General features: G+C 71.4%; 22 protein-coding genes. 14 read left to right on the top strand and 8 right to left on the bottom strand.

The genetic code is table 11. The features are described 5' to 3' along the window. On the bottom strand, window positions 1-1,062 hold the full coding sequence (locus ACZ51I_RS08925) for a histone protein (protein ID WP_468872919.1): 1,062 nt from the start codon (window positions 1,060-1,062) through the stop codon (window positions 1-3). 161 nt (window positions 1,063-1,223) lie between these two features. Between ACZ51I_RS08925 and ACZ51I_RS08920 the strand changes: the two genes are divergently transcribed. The 8 genes from ACZ51I_RS08920 to ACZ51I_RS08885 are packed head-to-tail and all read left to right on the top strand — an operon-like array spanning window position 1,224 to window position 5,105. Then, window positions 1,224-1,622: a gas vesicle protein GvpO gene (locus ACZ51I_RS08920; RefSeq protein ID WP_468872916.1), complete on the top strand. Its 399-nt coding sequence runs from the start codon at window positions 1,224-1,226 to the stop codon at window positions 1,620-1,622. A 29-nt stretch (window positions 1,623-1,651) separates the two neighbouring features. Next, window positions 1,652-2,113 carry a gas vesicle structural protein GvpA gene (locus ACZ51I_RS08915; RefSeq protein ID WP_468872914.1) on the top strand — a complete coding sequence of 154 codons (462 nt, stop codon included), beginning with the start codon at window positions 1,652-1,654 and terminating at the stop codon, window positions 2,111-2,113. Between the two features lie 3 nt (window positions 2,114-2,116). Further along, window positions 2,117-2,827, top strand: coding sequence for a GvpL/GvpF family gas vesicle protein (locus ACZ51I_RS08910; RefSeq protein WP_468872911.1), 711 nt, complete (start codon window positions 2,117-2,119; stop codon window positions 2,825-2,827). A 49-nt stretch (window positions 2,828-2,876) separates the two neighbouring features. Beyond that, window positions 2,877-3,125, top strand: a complete 249-nt coding sequence (locus tag ACZ51I_RS08905) for a gas vesicle protein GvpG (RefSeq protein ID WP_468872909.1) — start codon at window positions 2,877-2,879, stop codon at window positions 3,123-3,125. Between the two features lie 18 nt (window positions 3,126-3,143). Further along, a complete protein-coding gene (locus tag ACZ51I_RS08900; RefSeq protein ID WP_468872907.1) occupies window positions 3,144-3,575 on the top strand; it encodes a gas vesicle protein in 432 nt (143 codons plus the stop codon). Between the two features lie 38 nt (window positions 3,576-3,613). Then, window positions 3,614-4,504: a GvpL/GvpF family gas vesicle protein gene (locus ACZ51I_RS08895; protein WP_468872904.1), complete on the top strand. Its 891-nt coding sequence runs from the start codon at window positions 3,614-3,616 to the stop codon at window positions 4,502-4,504. Then, on the top strand, window positions 4,501-4,710 hold the full coding sequence (locus ACZ51I_RS08890; RefSeq protein ID WP_468872901.1) for a gas vesicle protein: 210 nt from the start codon (window positions 4,501-4,503) through the stop codon (window positions 4,708-4,710). The genes ACZ51I_RS08895 and ACZ51I_RS08890 overlap by 4 nt, the downstream gene beginning before the upstream one ends. Then, entirely contained in the window at window positions 4,707-5,105 is a 399-nt protein-coding gene (locus ACZ51I_RS08885) for a gas vesicle protein K (RefSeq protein WP_468872898.1), read from the top strand. Before ACZ51I_RS08890 ends, ACZ51I_RS08885 begins: the two co-directional genes overlap by 4 nt. An 83-nt stretch (window positions 5,106-5,188) precedes the next feature. Here ACZ51I_RS08885 and ACZ51I_RS08880 read toward each other — a convergent pair whose 3' ends face one another. From ACZ51I_RS08880 to ACZ51I_RS08870, 3 genes are all read right to left on the bottom strand, one after another. Further along, on the bottom strand, window positions 5,189-5,449 hold the full coding sequence (locus tag ACZ51I_RS08880) for a GlsB/YeaQ/YmgE family stress response membrane protein (protein ID WP_468872896.1): 261 nt from the start codon (window positions 5,447-5,449) through the stop codon (window positions 5,189-5,191). Between the two features lie 87 nt (window positions 5,450-5,536). Next, the gene (locus tag ACZ51I_RS08875; RefSeq protein WP_468872894.1) at window positions 5,537-5,707 is read right to left on the bottom strand and encodes a hypothetical protein; all 171 of its coding nucleotides are present in this window, start codon (window positions 5,705-5,707) and stop codon (window positions 5,537-5,539) included. Window positions 5,708-6,035: 328 nt separating this feature from the next. After that, on the bottom strand, window positions 6,036-7,484 hold the full coding sequence (locus tag ACZ51I_RS08870; RefSeq protein WP_468872892.1) for a purine-cytosine permease family protein: 1,449 nt from the start codon (window positions 7,482-7,484) through the stop codon (window positions 6,036-6,038). Between the two features lie 174 nt (window positions 7,485-7,658). Between ACZ51I_RS08870 and ACZ51I_RS08865 the strand changes: the two genes are divergently transcribed. Then, window positions 7,659-8,330, top strand: coding sequence for a helix-turn-helix transcriptional regulator (locus ACZ51I_RS08865; protein WP_468872889.1), 672 nt, complete (start codon window positions 7,659-7,661; stop codon window positions 8,328-8,330). Between the two features lie 32 nt (window positions 8,331-8,362). Next, window positions 8,363-8,863, top strand: a complete 501-nt coding sequence (locus tag ACZ51I_RS08860) for a DUF3291 domain-containing protein (RefSeq protein ID WP_468872886.1) — start codon at window positions 8,363-8,365, stop codon at window positions 8,861-8,863. An 82-nt stretch (window positions 8,864-8,945) separates the two neighbouring features. Here the strand turns inward: ACZ51I_RS08860 and ACZ51I_RS08855 are convergent, their stop codons facing one another. Beyond that, a complete protein-coding gene (locus ACZ51I_RS08855) occupies window positions 8,946-9,764 on the bottom strand; it encodes an SDR family NAD(P)-dependent oxidoreductase (protein WP_468872884.1) in 819 nt (272 codons plus the stop codon). Between the two features lie 163 nt (window positions 9,765-9,927). Here ACZ51I_RS08855 and ACZ51I_RS08850 point away from each other — a divergent pair, with 163 nt between their 5' ends. Next, on the top strand, window positions 9,928-10,488 hold the full coding sequence (locus tag ACZ51I_RS08850; protein ID WP_468872881.1) for a hypothetical protein: 561 nt from the start codon (window positions 9,928-9,930) through the stop codon (window positions 10,486-10,488). A 20-nt stretch (window positions 10,489-10,508) separates the two neighbouring features. Continuing rightward, window positions 10,509-11,153, top strand: coding sequence for a hypothetical protein (locus ACZ51I_RS08845; protein WP_468872879.1), 645 nt, complete (start codon window positions 10,509-10,511; stop codon window positions 11,151-11,153). A 105-nt stretch (window positions 11,154-11,258) separates the two neighbouring features. Here the strand turns inward: ACZ51I_RS08845 and katG are convergent, their stop codons facing one another. The 3 genes from katG to ACZ51I_RS08830 all read right to left on the bottom strand — a co-directional run bounded on the left by katG (window position 11,259) and on the right by ACZ51I_RS08830 (window position 16,202). Further along, complete coding sequence (gene katG / locus ACZ51I_RS08840; protein ID WP_468872876.1) at window positions 11,259-13,445, bottom strand: catalase/peroxidase HPI; 2,187 nt, start codon at window positions 13,443-13,445, stop codon at window positions 11,259-11,261. Window positions 13,446-13,604: 159 nt separating this feature from the next. Further along, on the bottom strand, window positions 13,605-15,500 hold the full coding sequence (locus tag ACZ51I_RS08835; protein ID WP_468872874.1) for a transketolase: 1,896 nt from the start codon (window positions 15,498-15,500) through the stop codon (window positions 13,605-13,607). A 63-nt stretch (window positions 15,501-15,563) separates the two neighbouring features. After that, window positions 15,564-16,202 carry an endonuclease gene (locus ACZ51I_RS08830; protein ID WP_468872871.1) on the bottom strand — a complete coding sequence of 213 codons (639 nt, stop codon included), beginning with the start codon at window positions 16,200-16,202 and terminating at the stop codon, window positions 15,564-15,566. Window positions 16,203-16,536: 334 nt separating this feature from the next. Here ACZ51I_RS08830 and ACZ51I_RS08825 point away from each other — a divergent pair, with 334 nt between their 5' ends. Both ACZ51I_RS08825 and ACZ51I_RS08820 read left to right on the top strand, forming a co-directional pair. Then, window positions 16,537-16,788 (top strand): DUF6213 family protein, encoded by a 252-nt coding sequence (locus ACZ51I_RS08825; protein WP_468872869.1) that lies wholly within the window; start codon window positions 16,537-16,539, stop codon window positions 16,786-16,788. Continuing rightward, a complete protein-coding gene (locus ACZ51I_RS08820) occupies window positions 16,785-17,006 on the top strand; it encodes a hypothetical protein (protein ID WP_468872866.1) in 222 nt (73 codons plus the stop codon). Before ACZ51I_RS08825 ends, ACZ51I_RS08820 begins: the two co-directional genes overlap by 4 nt. Window positions 17,007-17,374: the final 368 nt, after the last annotated feature.

The following is a 17,374-nucleotide window of genomic DNA, read 5'->3' as shown; positions in this document are numbered from 1 at the left end:
TCACCTCCGCGCGGTCGGCTTGCGCTGGGCCGTCTTGGTGGCGGCGGTCTTCTTCGCCGCGGACTTGGACGCCGTGGCGCGCCCCGTACTCTTCTTCGCCGCCGTCTTCTTCGCGGCCGGCTTCGACGCGCTCTTCTTGGCCGCGGTCTTCTTCGCGGGGGCGCTGCGCTTCGTGGCGCTCGACGCGCTCTTCCTCGCCGAGCCGGTGCCCGTCTTGCGCGCCGGAGCCTTCGTCCCGGAGCTCGTGGCCTTCTTGGCCGGGGCAGCCTTCTTGGCAGGTGCCGCCTTCTTGGCCGGGGCCGCCTTCTTGGCGGGAGTCGCCTTCTTGGCCGGAGCCGCCTTCTTGGCCGGCGCGGTCTTGCGGGCCGGGGTGCGGCGCGGAGCAGTCTTGGACGCGGGGGCGGAACGGCGGGCGGGTCGACGGCGGGCCGGCGGAGCCTCCTCCTCTTCCTCCTCCTCGGGCTCTTCCTCTTCCTCGGGCTCTTCCTCTTCCTCGGGCTCCTCCTCCGGCTCTTCGCGCTCTTCCTCTTCTTCCTCCGGTTCCTCTTCTTCCTCGGGTTCCTCCTCTTCCTCCGGTTCCTCCTCGGCCGCGGGCTCTTCGGGCCCGATTTCTTCTTCCTCCTCCTCCGGCTCCTCTTCTTCGCCCTCCTCGTCCTCGTAGGGCTCGCCCTCCTCGGGCTCCTCCTCGTAGCCGTCCTCCGCCTCCTCGTACTCCCCTTCGCCCTCTTCGCCCTCCTCGTCCTCGTCGGTCCGGCCCAGGGCGAGAGTGCGCTCGCGCAGCGAGTCGGCGAGTCCGGCCATGCGGCGGTTCGCCGTGGCCACGAGGGCCTTACGTCCCGCGTCGAGTGCCTCGCCCTTGATCTGGTCGCCGAGCTCGGCCACCTGCGGCATCTCGCTCAGCTTCTTCAGGCCCTCCGTCGCGATCGCTCGGGGGTCGAGGCCCATGCGGCGACCCGCGGCGTACGTGATCAGGGAGAAAGCGAGGCGACCCTTCTTCGTCCGCCCCAGTACGTAGCCCCCGGCGACCGCGGCCGCCAAGGCGATCTTGGTGGTGTCCTCCATGAGCCGTTCCTTTCCGCTCGCACGCTTACTACGGGGACTGCTCGGCCCGATGCCAGATATGCATGGAATGCTGGGATAATAGAGATCTCGTACGAATTCGGGCGTTTGTTGTAGATCTGCTGGGGCAGGCGTACGGATCAGTCCGCGAGGGGAGCAGGTTCATGGCCGCAGCAGAGCCGGGCCGCAGCCGCCGTCCTCCACCGGAGGACGGCCAGGACCGCGAGAGACGGGCCGCCAGGCCCGCTCGGAAGGTCGCGGCCCGCAAGACGCCGGCGCGCAAGGCACCAACGCGTCGCGGTGTGACCGGCGCGGCCGGGGCGATGCGCTCCGCCGTGGAGCAGCTGTCGGAGTTGCTGGGGCGCGTCCCCGAATCGGTTTCGTCGCTCAGGCCGAGCGAGGACGGGTGGGAGGCGCAGGTCGAGGTGCTCGAGTTGGAGCGGATCCCCGACACCACCAGCATCCTGGCCAGTTACAAGGTCACCATGGACGAGGAAGGCGAGTTGATCTCGTACGAACGAACCCGGCGGTACAGCCGGGGCATGATCGACCGGCCGACCTGATCGGGCCGGCCCTGCGAAGGGAAGCGGCCATGACTGTGGTGCCGCAGGGCGGAAGCAACGTCAGCAGAACCACTGCCGGCGGCGGGGGCACGAGTCTCTACGACGTCCTGGAGTTGATCCTCGACCGCGGTCTCGTGATCGATGTGTTCGTGCGCGTTTCCCTGGTGGGCATCGAGATCCTCAAGATCGACGCACGGATCGTCGTCGCCAGTGTCGACACCTACCTGCGCTTCGCCGAGGCCTGCAACCGCCTCGACCTGGAGTCGGGCCGGAAGGCCCCCGCGCAACTGACCGACATCGTCGGCGACACGGTCGAGAGCGGGGCGCGCGGCAAGTCCAAGGGAGCCATCGGCGGCGCGGTGGACGCGGTGACGCAGTCCCTCACGGGCAGGTCGGACGACGAGGAAGAGCCGGAAGAAGAGGCGGTGGAGGAAGAGGCTCCCCGCCGCCGTCGGCCCGCCCGGCGCCCCGCCCGCCGAGAGAGGGAGTAGACGATGCCTCTCTACGTGTACTCCGTCATCGCCGCCTCGCACCCCTGTCGTCTGGACGGGCTGACGGGCGTCGGGTCGGATCCCGCGCCGTTGCGCGCCATCACCGCCGGGCAGCTGCGCGCGGTCGTCTCCGATGTCGACGAGGAGATCCGGCCCAGGCGCCGGGACCTGTCCGCCCACCAGGAGGTGCAGGAACGGCTCATGGCGGACGGATCGGTCCTTCCTCTGCAGTTCGGTTACACGGCGCCCGACGACCAGGCGGTCACCCAGGTGCTCCTGGAGCGAGCGGACGGCTATCTGGAGGCTCTGGAGCGGCTGGAGGGCTGCGCCGAGTACCACGTGAAGGCCTCGCAGGACGAAGAAGCTCTCCTCCGCGAGATCCTCCTCGACTCGGATCGGGCCCGGGAGCTCAACGACCGGATCCGGTCGGGCGACACCGATCCGCGGCTGCCGATGGAGCTCGGGGAGATCGTCGCCAACGAAGTGCAGGAGAGGCAGGAATCCCTCGCCGCGGGGCTTGTGCAGGCGTTGGTCTCCCTCGCGGAGGACCACAGCGTCCGCGCTCCGGCCGGCGGCGACATCCTCAGCATCTCCCTGCTGGTCCACGACGACAACAAGGACGCCTTCCTGGAGGCGCAGGCCCGCCTCGCGGAGCAGGTCGAGGACGTCGAGTTCCGCTTCAACGGCCCGCTGCCCCCCTACAGCTTCGTGTAGCCGGGTCCAGGCCGGTGAGGTCCGGCCACAGAAGCGCCGAGGAGGAGTGATGGGGATACTGACCCAGCTGCTGACCGCGCCGCTGATGCCCGTGCGGCTCGTGACGTGGGCGGCGCAGCAGGCCCTGGACCAGGCCAACGCGGAGTACTACGACCCCGCGCCCGTCTACGCGGCCCTGGCCGAGCTCGAACGCGCTCTCCAGGACGGGGAGATCGACCAGGCCGCCTTCGACCGCCAGGAGGACGAACTCCTCGACCGTCTCGACGAGATCGCGCAATTCCGGCACAGCCGGCCGTGACCCAGGAGGTCGGATCCCGTGACTGACCCGCTTGCCCACCGGATCGCCCCGCTGCCTTCCCGGGCGACGCCGGCGTCGTACCCGCCGTCCTCGTCGGCCAGCCTGGCCGACATCCTCGAACGCGTGCTGGACAAGGGCATCGTGATCGCCGGTGACATCCGCATCAACCTCCTCGACATCGAACTGCTGACCATCAAACTGCGGATTCTGATCGCGTCGGTGGACAAGGCCAAGGAGATGGGCATCGACTGGTGGGAGCACGACCCCTCGCTCTCCTCCCGCCACAGCGGCGATCCGCTGGCGGAGGAGAACCGCCGACTGCGCGCCGAGCTGGACGCCCTCCGCCGCGAGCGGCTGGACGCCGCCCCGCCCGGCCACGCCGAGGAGAGCCCGGAGCGGGACGACACGGTTCGGCCCGGCGCCACCAGGCGGCAGAGGCCCGCACCATGACCGGCGAGCCGAGCCGCATGACCGGGGATCCGAGCCGCGTGACCGGGGAACCCGGCCTCACCACTGGTGAGCCGAGCCGCACCACCGGCGAGCCGAGCATCACCACCGGCGAGCCCGGTCTCACCTACGTCTACGCCGTGGCCGTGCCCGCCCCACGGCTCGGCGAGCCGCTGGCCGGCCTGCGCGGGGTCGGCGACGCACCGGTCGCCCTCCTGTCGCCCCACGGCGGCGACCCGGCAGGACCGGCGTTCGTCGTCAGTGATGTCCCCGCCGGGGAGTGGGGGGAAGAGGCCCTCAGGTCCCGCTTCGAAGACCTCGCCTGGCTGGAGGACACCGCCCGCGCCCACCACCACGTCATCCAGGTCCTCGCGGAGCACACGGTCGTACTGCCCCTGCGGCTGGCCACCCTCTACCAGGACGGCGACCGCGCACGGGACGCCCTGCGCGAGCAGCAGCACGCCTTCGCGGCCCGGCTGGCGCTCCTCGCCCACCACACCGAGTACGGGGTCAAGGTCTACGTCGCCCCCGGCGCCGACCCGGCCGACACCCCCGCAGCACCCCCGGCCTCCGCGGGCCCCGGGAAGGCCTATCTGCAAGCCCGACGGGCCCAGCACCACGCCCGGGAGGACCGCCACTTGCAAGCCCGCCAGGCAGCCGACCGCATCGCCGCCACCGCGGCCCGGCACGCCACCCACGCCGTCCGTCACCCCGTGCAGACCGGACCGCTCACCCGCGGCGAGCACGGCGAGAACGTCCTCAACGACGCCTATCTCGTTCCCGACGACCAGGCCGAGGCCTTCCGTGCCGCCCTCCAGGAGGCCGGCCGGGACCTGCCCGGCATCCGCATCGACGTCACCGGCCCCTGGGCGCCCTACTCGTTCGCCATGCCGCAGGACCCGCCCCCGGACGACCCCGGCGCGCCGTCATGAGCCTCACCGCGCGGGACGAACCCCTGCCCGGCCGGCAGGTCGCCCTCGTCGACCTCCTGGACCGGCTTTTGGCCGGCGGCGTCGTCATCACGGGCGACATCGTCCTGTCGATCGCCGACATCGACCTCGTACGCATCTCCCTGCGGGCCCTCATCACCTCCGTCACGACGTCCGACGACCCCTTCGCTCCCGGGGACCGGCCGTGACCGCCCCTCGCGACCCCCGAGCCACGCGTCCCGACCTCGAAGCGCTCGGCACCCCCCTCGCCCAGGCCTTCCGCCTGCTCCAGGCACCTCCGGCCGCTCCCGGGGAATCCCGCCCCCCGGCCCACCGCATGCGCTCCGACCCCGAGACCGTCGGCGAGGACCTCCTCAAGCTCGTCCTCACCGTCGTCGAGCTCCTGCGCCAGCTCATCGAACGCCAGGCCCTGCGCCGCGTCGACGCGGGTGACCTCAGCGACGCGCAGGAGGAGGAGCTGGGAGCCACCCTCCTCGCCCTGCACGACCGCATGACCGAGCTGTGCGCCGAGCACGGCTACCGTCTCGAAGACCTCAACCTCGACCTCGGCCCCCTCGGCCACCTGCTTCCCCCCGAACACTGAGCACCACACGGTCCGACGGCCTCCCCTCGGAAGAGGGGAGGCCGTCGGACCGTGTGGTGCCGGTGGGGCGCCGGTCGCGCCCGTCACCGGTGCCGCGTGAGCAGCCGGTAGACCGCGAGGAGGATGAGCGAGCCGACGATGGCGGCTATCCAGGTGGAGAGTTCGAAGAACCCGTCGACGGAGTCCACGTCGAAGAGGACCTTCCCGAGCCATCCACCGAGCAGGGCGCCGGCGATACCGATGAGCGTGGTGATGATGATGCCGCCCGGGTCCTTCCCCGGCATCAGCATCTTGGCGATGATGCCCGCGAGAAGCCCGATGAGGATCCAAGCGATGATGCCCATGATTCCGTCCTGTCTCCTGCTGGGGAATGTGGTTCCCCGCGGCTTGTTTACCGGCCTTCGACTTGTAAACCCCGTCTGCGCCGTGGGTCAGGGAAGCTCGTGCTTCGCCTTCTCCTTCAGCTCGCGCGCTTTGCCTCGCGCTTCCAGCGCTCCGCCCTTGGCCGCCAGCTTCTCCTTGCCCATCGCGTGCGCGGACTTCCTGACGGCCTTCCCGGCGACTTCCTCCACCTGGGCCTTCGCCCTCTCCCACGTGCTCATGCGTCGTCCTTCACACTCTGTGCCGCAGAGCGGTCGGGGTCATCGAGCGCACACCCCGCCGCACCGCCAGCCGAGCTCCCCATGCCAAAAGACGAAGCCCCCACTTCGTCAGTCGCACGAGGGCCCGGTACTTGAGGGCCATGGGCAACCATCGGGCCGGCGCGCTGCCCCGATGGCTGCCATGTCGCCCCACACCGAATGTCACGGGTATCACCTGCCGTCGGCAGGGTGCCAGGAGCACCGGATCCGTAGCGAACTCCCGGTGGTTCACCCTGTCCACGGGTGCGTATGCACCGTAATTCCGATTTCAAACATCGAGGAGTACGGGTCAGCCGACGGGAGCCGCCGACCGCTCGCCGTCTCCGGTGGTGGCCGGATGCACGGTCTCTGCGGGCGGGTTCGCGGTGCGCCGCACCCACAGCCAGTACAGGGCCGCGGTGACCGCGAGACCGACGATCCACGAGATGTCGGCGCCGTCGAGCTTCTTGGTGATCGCGCCCGTGTACAGCTTGGTGGCCAGGAATGGGATCTGTACGGCGACGCCCACGACGTAACAGGTCAGCGCGGTGACGTTCCACCGGCCGTAACGGCCCTCCGGGTCGTACAGCGCGGGAATGTCGACGCGCTCGCGGGAGACCAGGTAGTAGTCGACCAGGTTGATCGCGCTCCAGGGGGTGAACACCATGAGGATCAGCAGCACGAAGTTCTTGAAGTTGTTCAGGAAGTCGGCGCTGGCGGCGAGCGCGATCCCGATCGACACCGCGGTGAAGCCGACGATGTAGGCGGCGCGAGCGGCGGCCGAGATCCGCGAGCGGCCGTCGAAGGCGGTGACGGTCGTCAGGATCGACATGAAGCCGCCGTACGCGTTGAGGCAGTTGACGGTCAGCTTGCCGACCACGATCACCAGGTAGATCAGGAAGGCGAGGGCCGCGGGCCCTGCCAGGTCGCCGAGGAAGCCCACCTGGTCGGTGAGGAAGGCCTTGCCCGCGACGGCCGCGGTGAGCGCGCCGAGCGTCATCGCCCACTGGGACCCGATGACGGAACCGGCGAACGTGGACCAGAACGTCGCGCGCGTGCTGGTGTCGCGTGGCAGATAGCGCGAGTAGTCGGCGACGTACGGACCGAACGTGAGCTGCCATCCGGCGCCGAGGCCGACGGCGAGCAGGAAGGTCGCCGTCTCGAAGTCCTTGTTCCCGACGTGCGCGCCGACGTCGTACTGGGTGAACACCCGCACGAGGAGGTAGCCGAGGCCGAGCACGCCGACGACGGTGGCGACGCGGCCGGCGGCGTGGATGAGCCGGTAGCCGGTGACGGCGACCACGGCGGTCAGCACGCCGAAGACCAGGATGCCGACGCGCGTGTCGTCGACGTGGAGCAGCTCGGACAGCGCCTGGCCGGCCAGGACACTGCCGGTCGCGGCGAAACCGAGGTACATGAGGATCACGAGAAGCAGCGGCAGGACCGCGCCGTGGACGCCGAACTGCGCGCGGCTGGAGATCATCTGCGGTACGCCGAGCCGCGGTCCCTGCGCGGAGTGCAGCGCCATCACGATGCCGCCGAGCACGTTGCCGATGAGCAGCGCGGGTATGGCCCACAGCGCGTCGGCGCCGAAGACGACGGACAGGGCGCCGTCGACGATCGCGGTGATCTGCATGTTCGCGCCGAACCACAGCGTGAACTGGCTGCGCGGCGTCCCGTGCCGCTCGGTGTCGGGGATGACCTCGATGGTGCGCCTCTCCATCGCGAGGCGTTCCCCGGGGGCGTGTTGGACCGGCATGTGGGAGACCCTTCTCCGCGGCATTCCTGTGGATCCGGACGAACCGCAGCCGCGACCCGCACTGCGGTGCGCCGAATCTCGCATAGGGATCAACAGGTATCAAGGGTCTGAATGAACAATTTCATCAGGTGGGCGGCTTCTATCGCCTATGCGCGTTGTTCCTAGACTGGTCTCGTGGAGGACATCGACGCGATCGCGGTGCTACAGGATCCTGTACGGCGCCGCCTGTACGAGTACGTGGTGGCCCAGGGCCGCGAGGTCGGGCGCAACGAGGCCGCCGAGGCGGCCGGGGTGACGCGCACCCTGGCCGCGCACCATCTGGACAAGCTGACCGCGGCCGGGCTGCTGGAGAGCGGTAGTCGGCGCCTGTCGGGACGCTCGGGACCGGGCGCGGGCCGCCCTGCCAAGGTGTACACGCGAGCCCCGGGTGAGCGGTCGGTGTCACTGCCCGCCCGTGACTACCGCACCGCCGCCGAGCTGCTCGCCGAAGCCGCCGAGCAGGCCGGGCTCGACGCCGGGCTCTGCGCGTCGGCGCGCCGCCGGGGCGAGGCCCTGCGCGGCTCGGCGGGGCCCTGCGGCAGCCTCGAAGAAGCCGCGGAGATACTCGCGGGCCGGGGCTACGAGCCGTACCTGGAGGGCGCTGAAGGGGAGGCCGCGGGTGCCGTCCGGATGCGCAACTGCCCCTTCCATGTCGTCGCCGAGAGCTTTCCGCCGCTCGTCTGCGGCATGAACCTCGCCCTTCTCGAAGGGCTGCTCGGCGCGGACGGTCCCGTGCGCGCCCGCATGGACGCCCGGCCGGGGGAGTGCTGCGTGGTGGTCGAGGTTTCTAAAAACAATGTGGATTGACATAGAAAAGCGGTGCGTGCTGGGATGAGGCCATGACCACATCCCCGCACTCCGTCCACCTCGCCCAGCTCAACGTCGCGACGCTTCGGCACCCCCTCGACGATCCGCGCGTGGCGCCGTTCGTCGAGATGCTCGATCCGGTCAACGCCGCCGCCGACGGCGCGCCGGGCTTCGTGTGGCGGCTCGTGGAGGACGGGGAGGCCGACGCCACCGGCCTGCGCCCGCTGGGCGAGGACGTCATCGTCAACCTGTCGGTGTGGGAGAGCCGGGAAGCGCTGTGGGGCTTCGCGTACCGCAGTGGGCACCTGGAGGTCATGCGGAAGCGCCGTGACTGGTTCCACCGGCACGTCGAGGCGCACCTGGTGCTCTGGTGGGTCCCCGCCGGCCACATCCCGACCGTCGCCGAGGCCCTGGAACGGCTCGCGGACCTGCGGGCCCACGGACCGTCCCCGCGCGCGTTCACCTTCACCTCCTCCTTCACCGCGGCCGAGACCGCCGCGCACACGCCGGACGGGGAGTCGGCGGCGGTCTGAGGCGGCCGATGCGCCTGCCCCCGTCGCCGCCGCTCCGGCCCCGGTACCGGAAGCGCGTGGCGGGCGACCTGAAGGGCCCCGGTCAGCGGGGGCTCCCGATCAGGTCGTGCGTCACCTTCATCAGACGCTCGCGCGCACCCGTGTCGTACGCCTGCTCGTGGGCCCGTGCCTCGGTGAACCGGTCGAAGTAGCGGCCCGTGACGGTCGCCAGTTCCGGGTCGAGGAGTAGTCGTACGGTCGGGCGGACGCCCTCTTCGGTGGTGGTGACGGGCGCGAGGCCGTAGGAGCGGACGCCGGGCGTGTCCATCAGATGGGCCGGGTGGAGGGCGTTCACCGTGACCCCCGTGCCCTCCAGCTCGGCGGCCAGCTCGAACGTCGCCATGATCATGGCCAGTTTGCTCCGGCAGTAGGCGCGCAGCCCCTCGTAGTCCCGCTCCAGCATCACGTCGTCGAAGTCGATGGCCTCCTGTCCGATCGAGGCGACGTTGACGACCCGCGCCGGAGCCGAGGCGGTGAGCAGCGGCAGCAGGGCGCGGGTCAGCGTGTACGGTGCCAAGTGGTTCACGGCGAAGCGGAGTTCATGACCCTGACGGCTCATCTCCCGGACGAGCGGCCGTGAACCGCCGCCCGCCACCGCGTTGTGGATCAGGCCGTCGAGGTGCGGCTCCGCCGCCCGGATCCGGGCGGCCATCGACCGCACCTGGTCGAGATCGGACAGGTCGGCGAGGTAGGTGCGGACGGTGGTGCCGGGACCGGCGGCACGAGCCTCGACGGCCACGCCCTCCAGCCGTTCGGCGTTCCGGCCGTGCAGGAGGAGGGTGCCGCCGCGCGGCGCCAGGTCGAGCGCCAGCGCGCGCCCCATGCCATGGGTGACGCCGGTGATCAGAGTGGTGTGGGTCATGACCACCACAGTGGCGTGCCCGGCGGCCGGCCGGGAGTGTGTGCCACACCTGGTGTCGACACCACCAGGCAGCCATCCCGTACCCGCGCCGCCGCCGCCGTTTCAGGCCCGCCTGCCTGGGCAGCCGCCGGGGAGATCGATGAGAGCCGAGGTGACGAGGCCGATGTCGACAGGAACGATTCTGGCCATTGTCATACCCGTCGTGGTGGTCATCGCGCTGATCGTGCTGGCCATCGCCCTGGACAGGCGGCGCCGGCGCCGCCTCCGCGAGCGCTTCGGACCCGAGTACGACCGCGCCGTCGAGGAGACCGGAAGCAGGAGGGCCGCCGAGCGCGACCTCGGGGACCGCGAGAAGCGCCATGAGGACCTGGACATCAAGCCGTTGCCGAGCGGTGCGAGGGAGCGTTACGCCGAGCGGTGGAGCAGTGTGCAGGAGGAGTTCGTGGACCGCCCCGAGGGCGCGGTGCACGACGCGGACACGCTGGTGACCTCGCTCATGCGCGAGCGGGGCTATCCCACGGAGGGCTTCGAGCAGCAGATGCGGGACCTCTCCGTGGAGCACGGCCGCACGCTGGAGCACTATCAGGCAGCGCACGAGATCAACACCCTGAGTGCCTCGCGGCAGGCCACCACCGAGCAGTTGAGAGGCGCGATGGTCCACTACAGGGCCCTGTTCGACGAGCTTCTCTCCAACGGCGACGCGCCCGGAACCGACCGGACCTGACCTGAACAGGAGGACGCGCCATGCGCGAGTACGACACACCGGCGCGGGACGGCGGACCCGACGCACCGCCCATGTATCCCGGGGAAGGCACCGACCTCCCGGACCGTACGAAAACGGGCACCGGCCCCTACACGGAGGCCGACACCGACACCGGCACCGAGGCCGACACAGGCATCGGCACCGGCACCGGAACAGAGGTCGGAACCGACGCCGACACAGACCCGTACACCCGGACGGACACCGGCCGCGCAGACACCGGAGCCGAGGCCGAGAGCCAGGCGCCCGCCCGCTCCGGCACCGACACCCCGTTCCGCGACGACGCAACCCAGGAGACCCAGGAGACCCAGGAGACCCAGGAGACGCACGGGACTCGGGAAGAGGGTTCCGACGGCGAGCTGCCGCGCCTGCTGGACCCTGATGACGACGAGGCGTTCCGTACGCGCTGGCACGACATCCAGAGCCGGTTCGTCGACGACCCCCGCGGAGCCGTGCACGAGGCCGACGAACTGGTCACCGAGGTGATCCGGAAGCTCGCCGACACCTTCGCCGACCGCAAGAAGGAGCTCGAGGGGAAGTGGAGCGAGGGCGAGGACGTCGACACGGAGGGCCTGCGCACGGCCCTGCGCCAGTACCGCTCGTTCTTCAACCGGCTGCTCACCACCTGACCCGACCGGCTGACCCCATCGGCTGCTCACCACCTGACCCATGACAGCCGCCGACAGCCGCCCCGCGACGCCCGGCCGGCCCGGGCGTCGCGGGGCGTTCCGCGCTCAGCGCAGGTCGAACCGGTCCAGGTTCATCACCTTGTCCCACGCGGCCACGAAGTCCCGCGCGAACTTCTCTCCCGCGTCCGAGGCCGCGTACACCTCCGCGAGGGCCCGCAGCTGGGAGTGCGAGCCGAAGACGAGGTCGACGGGCGTGGCGGTCCACCGCACCTCGCCCGTGGCGCGGTCGCGGCCCTCGAAGACGTTCTCGTCGGTCGTCGACGCCTTCCACTCCGTGCCCATGTCGAGGAGCTGTACGAAGAAGTCGTTGGTCAGCGACTCCGGCCGGTCGGTGAAGGCCCCGTGCGGCGACTGCCGGAAGCCGGTGCCCAGCACCCGCATGCCGCCGACGAGCACCGTCATCTCGGGCGCGGTCAGCGTCAGCAGGCTGGCGCGGTCGAGCAGCAGGGTCTCCGGCGACAGCTTCTCTCCCGCCTGGAGGTAGTTGCGGAAGCCGTCCGCCCGGGGCTCGAGCACCGCGAACGTCTCCACGTCCGTCTGCTCCTGCGAGGCGTCCGTGCGCCCCGGCGCGAACGGGACCGTGAGGTCGTGCCCGGCGTTCTTCGCGGCCTGCTCCACGGCCGCGCACCCGCCGAGGACGATGAGGTCCGCGAGCGAGATCCTCGTCCCGCCGGAAGAGCCCTCGAAGTCCTCGCGGATCCCGTCGAGGGTCTCGATTACCTGGGCCACCTCGGGCAGGTCGTTGACCTCCCAGTCCTTCTGCGGGGCGAGCCGGATCCGCGCCCCGTTGGCGCCGCCGCGCTTGTCGGTGCCGCGGAAGGTCGCGGCCGACGCCCAGGCGGTGGTGACCAGCTGGGAGACGGAGAGGCCGGAGTCGAGGATCCTGGCCTTGAGAGCGGTGATGTCGGCCTCCCCGACCAGCGGGTGGTCGACCGCGGGCACGGGGTCCTGCCAGAGCTGCGGCTCGGGCACCCACGGGCCGAGGTAGCGCGAGAGGGGGCCCATGTCGCGGTGCAGCAGCTTGTACCAGGCCTTGGCGAAGGCGTCCGCGAGCTGGTCGGGGTTCTCGTGGAAGCGCTTCGCGATCGGCGCGTAGACCGGGTCCATCCGCAGCGCGAGGTCCGTCGTGAGCATCATCGGGGCGTGCCGCTTCGACGGGTCGTGCGCGTCGGGCACCGTGTCCTTCGCGGACGCGTCCTTCGGGGTCCACTGCTGGGCGCCGGCGGGGCTCCTGGTCAGCTCCCACTCGTATCGGAAGAGGTTGTCCAGGTAGCCGTTGTCCCACTTCGTCGGCTCGGTGGTCCACGCCCCTTCGAGCCCGCTGGTGAGCGCGTCGGCGCCGGTGCCGGTGCCGTACGCGTTCCTCCAGCCGAGGGCCTGCTGCTCGATGGGGGCGGCCTCGGGCTCCGGGCCGATGTACTGCGGATCGACCGCGCCGTGACACTTGCCGAACGTGTGGCCGCCGACGATGAGCGCGACGGTCTCCTCGTCGTTCATCGCCATGCGCCCGAAGGTCTCCCGGATGTCCCGGGCGGCGGCGACCGGGTCCGGATTGCCGTTGGGCCCCTCCGGGTTGACGTAGATCAGACCCATCTGCACCGCGCCGAAGGGGCCGGTGAGCTCCCGGTCGTCGCTGTAGCGCTCGTCCCCGAGCCAGGTGTCCTCGGGGCCCCAGAAGATCTCCTCGGGCTCCCAGATGTCGGGGCGCCCGAAGCCGAACCCGAACGTCCTGAACCCCATCGACTCCATGGCGCAGTTGCCGGCGAAGACCAGCAGATCGGCCCACGAGATCTTCCGCCCGTACTTCTGCTTGACCGGCCACAGCAGCCGGCGCGCCTTGTCGAGGCTCGCGTTGTCCGGCCAGCTGTTGAGCGGGGCGAACCGCTGGGCTCCCCGCCCGCCGCCGCCCCGGCCGTCCGCGATGCGGTACGTGCCCGCCGCGTGCCAGCTCATCCGGATGAAGAGGGGCCCGTAGTGGCCGTAGTCGGCGGGCCACCACTCCTGGGAGTCCGTCATCACCGCGAAGACGTCCCGCTTCAGCGCGTCGACGTCGAGGCCCGCGAACTCCTTCGCGTAGTCGAAGTCGTCGCCCATCGGATCGGACAGGGGCGAATGCTGATGGAGTACCTGCAGGTCCAGTTGGTTCGGCCACCAGTCCCTGTTGGTCTTGGGCCGGGTCTCGGTGGGGGTGGGCGAGGGGATCGCCGGGTTCTCGCTCTCGCTGCCGGGCACGTGGGTCCTTCTTCCGCTCATCGTGACGGTTTCGGCGTCCGTCATGGTCGCCTACGGCGGACCGCGCGGGCGCGATAACACGCAGAGCCCGGCCAACCGACGGAAATCATCGGAAGGAGTGACTTTCCGGCCGATGAGGCGGGCCGACCGGGCAGGTGGCTACCCGGCGACCAGGGCCCGGGCGGCCCGCGCGATGTGAGTGCGGGAGATGCCGCAGGCGTCGAGGAGTTCCTCGGTGGTGCCGGAACCGGGCAGCTCCGTGACGGCGAGATGGGCGAAGGCGGGGTGGACGCCCTGCGCGGCGAGGGCCGACAAGACGGCCTCGCCGAGCCCGCCCTCGGGATGGTGGTCCTCGACGACGACCAGCGCGCCGGTCTCCCGGGCCGCGCGGGCCAGGGTGGCGGCGTCGACGGGCTTGACGGAGTACAGGTCGACGACCCGGGCCCGTACGCCCTCCTCCGCCAGCTCCTCGGCGGCCGCCAGGCACTCGTGCAGGGTGACCCCGGCGCCGACGAGCGTGACCTGGTCGTCCGCGCCCTGGCGCAGGGTCTTCGAGCCGCCCACCGGGAAGGTCTCGCCTTCGCCGTAGAGGACCGGGTAGGCCCCGCGGGTGGTGCGCAGATAGGAGATCCCGTCCAGGTCGGCCATGGCCGCGGTCAGGGCGGCCGCCGAGGTGGCGTCGCTCGGATACAGCACGGTGGAACCGAGGACCGCCCGCATCATCGCGAGGTCCTCCACCCCCATCTGCGAAGGCCCGTCCGCGCCGATCTCGACGCCGCAGTGCGTCCCGCACAAGGCCATCGTGATCCGCGAGACGGCGGCCATCCGGATGAAGTCGTGCGCGCGGGTGAGGAAGGCGGCGAAAGTGGTGGCGTACGGGCGGAAGCCGCGCACGGCCATGCCGACCGCGTCCGCGATCATCTGCTGTTCGGCGATGTACGTCTGGAAGTACCGCTCCGGATGGGCCTTACCGAAGTCCTCGGCGTGGGTCGAGTTCCCCACCTCGGCGTCCAGGGCGACGATCTCCGGCCTGACACCGAGGGCCGCCAGGGCAGCACCGAAGGCCACGCGGGTGGCGACCTCGTCGCCGACCTCGAAGCGGGGCAGCTCGACCGGCTCGGCGCGGCCGCCGGGGCGTGCGGACGGTCCGCCGGGTCGCGGTGAAGGGTCGTCGGGCGGCCGGGGGCCGCGTACCCGCAGATCGCGTACGCCGCCCAGCTCGGCCACGGCGCGTTCCGCCAGGTCCTCGGGCAGGGCCTTGCCGTGCCACCCCTCCTTGTCGGCCACCTCCGTCACACCACGACCCTTGACGGTCCTGGCGATGACGACGGTGGGCGCCCGCCCGTCGGCGGCCGTGATCAGAGCCCGGTCGATCGCTTCGAGGTCGTGTCCGTCGACCACGATCGCCCGGCACCCGAACGCCTCGACGCGGCGGGCGTAGGTGTCGGTGTCCCACTCCAGCTCGGTGGGCCCGCTCTGGCCGAGGCGGTTCACGTCGAGCAGGACCGTGAGGTTCGCCAGCCGGTGGTGCCCGGCTTTGTCGAGGGCCTCCCACACGGAGCCCTCGGCCGTCTCGCTGTCGCCGCACAGCACCCACACCCGGGAGGGGCGCCGCTCCAGGTCCCGGACCGCCAGCGCCATTCCGACGGCGTAGCCGATGCCCTGGCCCAGTGAGCCGGTGGCCACGTCCACCCAGGGCAGCTCGGGGGTGGGATGGCCCTGGAGTCGGTGGCCGAAGCGGCGGTACGTCGTCATCAGCTCGTCGTCGCCGATCGCCCCGGCGGCCTTGAACATCGCGTAGAGCAGGGGCGACGCGTGGCCCTTGGAGAAGACCAGGTGGTCGGCGGCCGGATTGTCCGGCGCCTCCCAGTCGTAGCGGAGATGGCGGGTCATCAGGACCGCCATCAGATCGGCCGCGGACAGACTGGAGGTGGGGTGCCCGGAGCCCACGGCCGTACTGGCGCGCACCGAGTCCACCCGCAACTGCTGCGCGAGCTCGAAGACCTGGGAGAGATCGCTGCGGGGGCCGAGCGTGGTGAGAGGAGGTGCGGTCATCACGGGGTCCTTTCCGGTCATCACGGAGTACGTCACGGGCGGCGGCCCGAACGGCTGCCGCTCTCACGCCGCGCGGAGCTCCCGCACCGTCAGGCCCGACAGCCCGGCGCGTACGAGGGCGGCCGCCAGGCGGGCCAGGTCCTCCGGCGGGACGTGGCGGGCGAGGCCCGCCGGGGTGTGGGGGAGGCCGAGGACGCCGGCGGTCGTGAGGGATCTGTCGTCGAAGTACGGGCGCAGCTCCGGCCAGACGGCCTGCGCCTCGCGGCAGAAGATGCCGGCGCCCACCGGGCCGATCCTGGGCACCTCCCGCAGCAGTTCGCGGAGTTTCTCCGGCCGGCCCGAGGCCTCCTCGCGGAGGTGCCGCAGATCGCCCCGGTAACGGTCGAGGACCAGCGTCGCGCCCTCCCCGAGGGCGGTGGCCGTGCTCTCGTCGTACCGGACGTAGTGCGCCCGCCCGAGCGCGGTCACGCGTGCCCGCCAGGAGGAGTCCGCCATGGCGCGGGGGGTCCGCAGTCCCGCGGCGAACAGCTCACGGGCGGCGGCGGTGGCGGTCCCGGCCCTGATCCGCACGGAGCACAGGACCGTGAGGACGAGCAGCTGGTACAGCGGGGCGGGCTCGTCCCGCAGGGCGATGCCGGCCTCGTCGGCATAGGTCCGCCCGTGCTCGCGCAGCAGTCGCGCGACCGCCTGGGCGGTGTCCATGGGAACCCTCCTCCGCGTCCACGGGACCTCGTGCGCCGGGCCACCGGCCTCTGCTCCCTCGGGCCGCGTCTACCCGCCCGCCCCGCCCTCACGCGTACACGCGTACGGCACGGCGCGCGGGGTAGTCGGCCGGGGGAGAGGAACCGGGACCGCTCCGGCTCCCTCGGGCCCGATGGACAACGTGAGCGGGAAGGAGCACGATCGTGAACCTCGGCGACGGCACCCCCCGCGTGGTCCGGGGCGCCGACGGCCCACTCCCGCCGGCGCGACGGACACGGCTCCCTGACGGACGCCCGTCCCGTACCGCGGAGGTCGGTTCCTCATGAACGCGTCGATGTCTCTCGTGCATGTCCCCGGAGGTCCTCTCCTGCTCCCCGCCGACGAGGTGACCCGCCTCCTGCGGCGGCTCGGCTCGCACTGGCTGGACTCGGCCGAGGTCGGCGACTCGGGCCTCGAACCGGAGACGGTCCAGGCCCTGGCCGACGCGCTGACGGAGGTCGCCGACCGCATCGACGCCGAATGCATCGCGCTCATGCCGCTCAGAGACGTGGACGGCGGGGCGCCGGAGGGAAGGCGAGCAGGATGAGCGATCAGCAGAACCAACCACGAGCGGACGAGCCTCTCCCGCGCGACCCCGAGGACCAGCAGTCGGGCGGGCAGGACGCACTCTCGGTACCCGTCCCCGACGAGACCGGAGCCGCGAAGCCCCCGGACACGGAAGAGGCCGGCACGGGACCGCGCGGGCGGCCCCAGGACGGCACCGTCCACCCCGAGCACCCCGCGCCGGAGGAACCGGCTGACTGACGAGGCCGGTGAGCCCTCGCCCTTCCGAGCTGCCCTTGCCCTTCCGAGCTGTACGAGAGGGCCGCGGGCCCTCGCTCTTGGCGTGTGCCGAGGTCGTCGATGCCCTCGCGGCCTGAGGCCGCCCGGCCGCGAACGGTCGGGCGGCCTCAGGCTGCGGGCAGAATCCGGAGCCGATCCGAACGCGTGCCCCGGACGTCCGCGCGGAGGCGGACGGGAGGTCGTGGTGACGGGTCCCCGGCGGCCCGCCGGGTCTCCGGGGGGAGGGATCTCTCGCCCTGCTCGGCGCCGACAGTCTCCGGCTCCGCCGGACCACGACTGCCGGCGGCTCGCCGGACACGGGGGCGTGGCCGTCGTCGAGGCCGCGGCCC

The sequence above is a fragment of the Streptomyces sp. NPDC034084 genome, from assembly GCF_055575535.1.
Note: the sequence above shows the minus strand (reverse complement) of the source record. Positions and strands in the feature narration are given on the sequence as shown.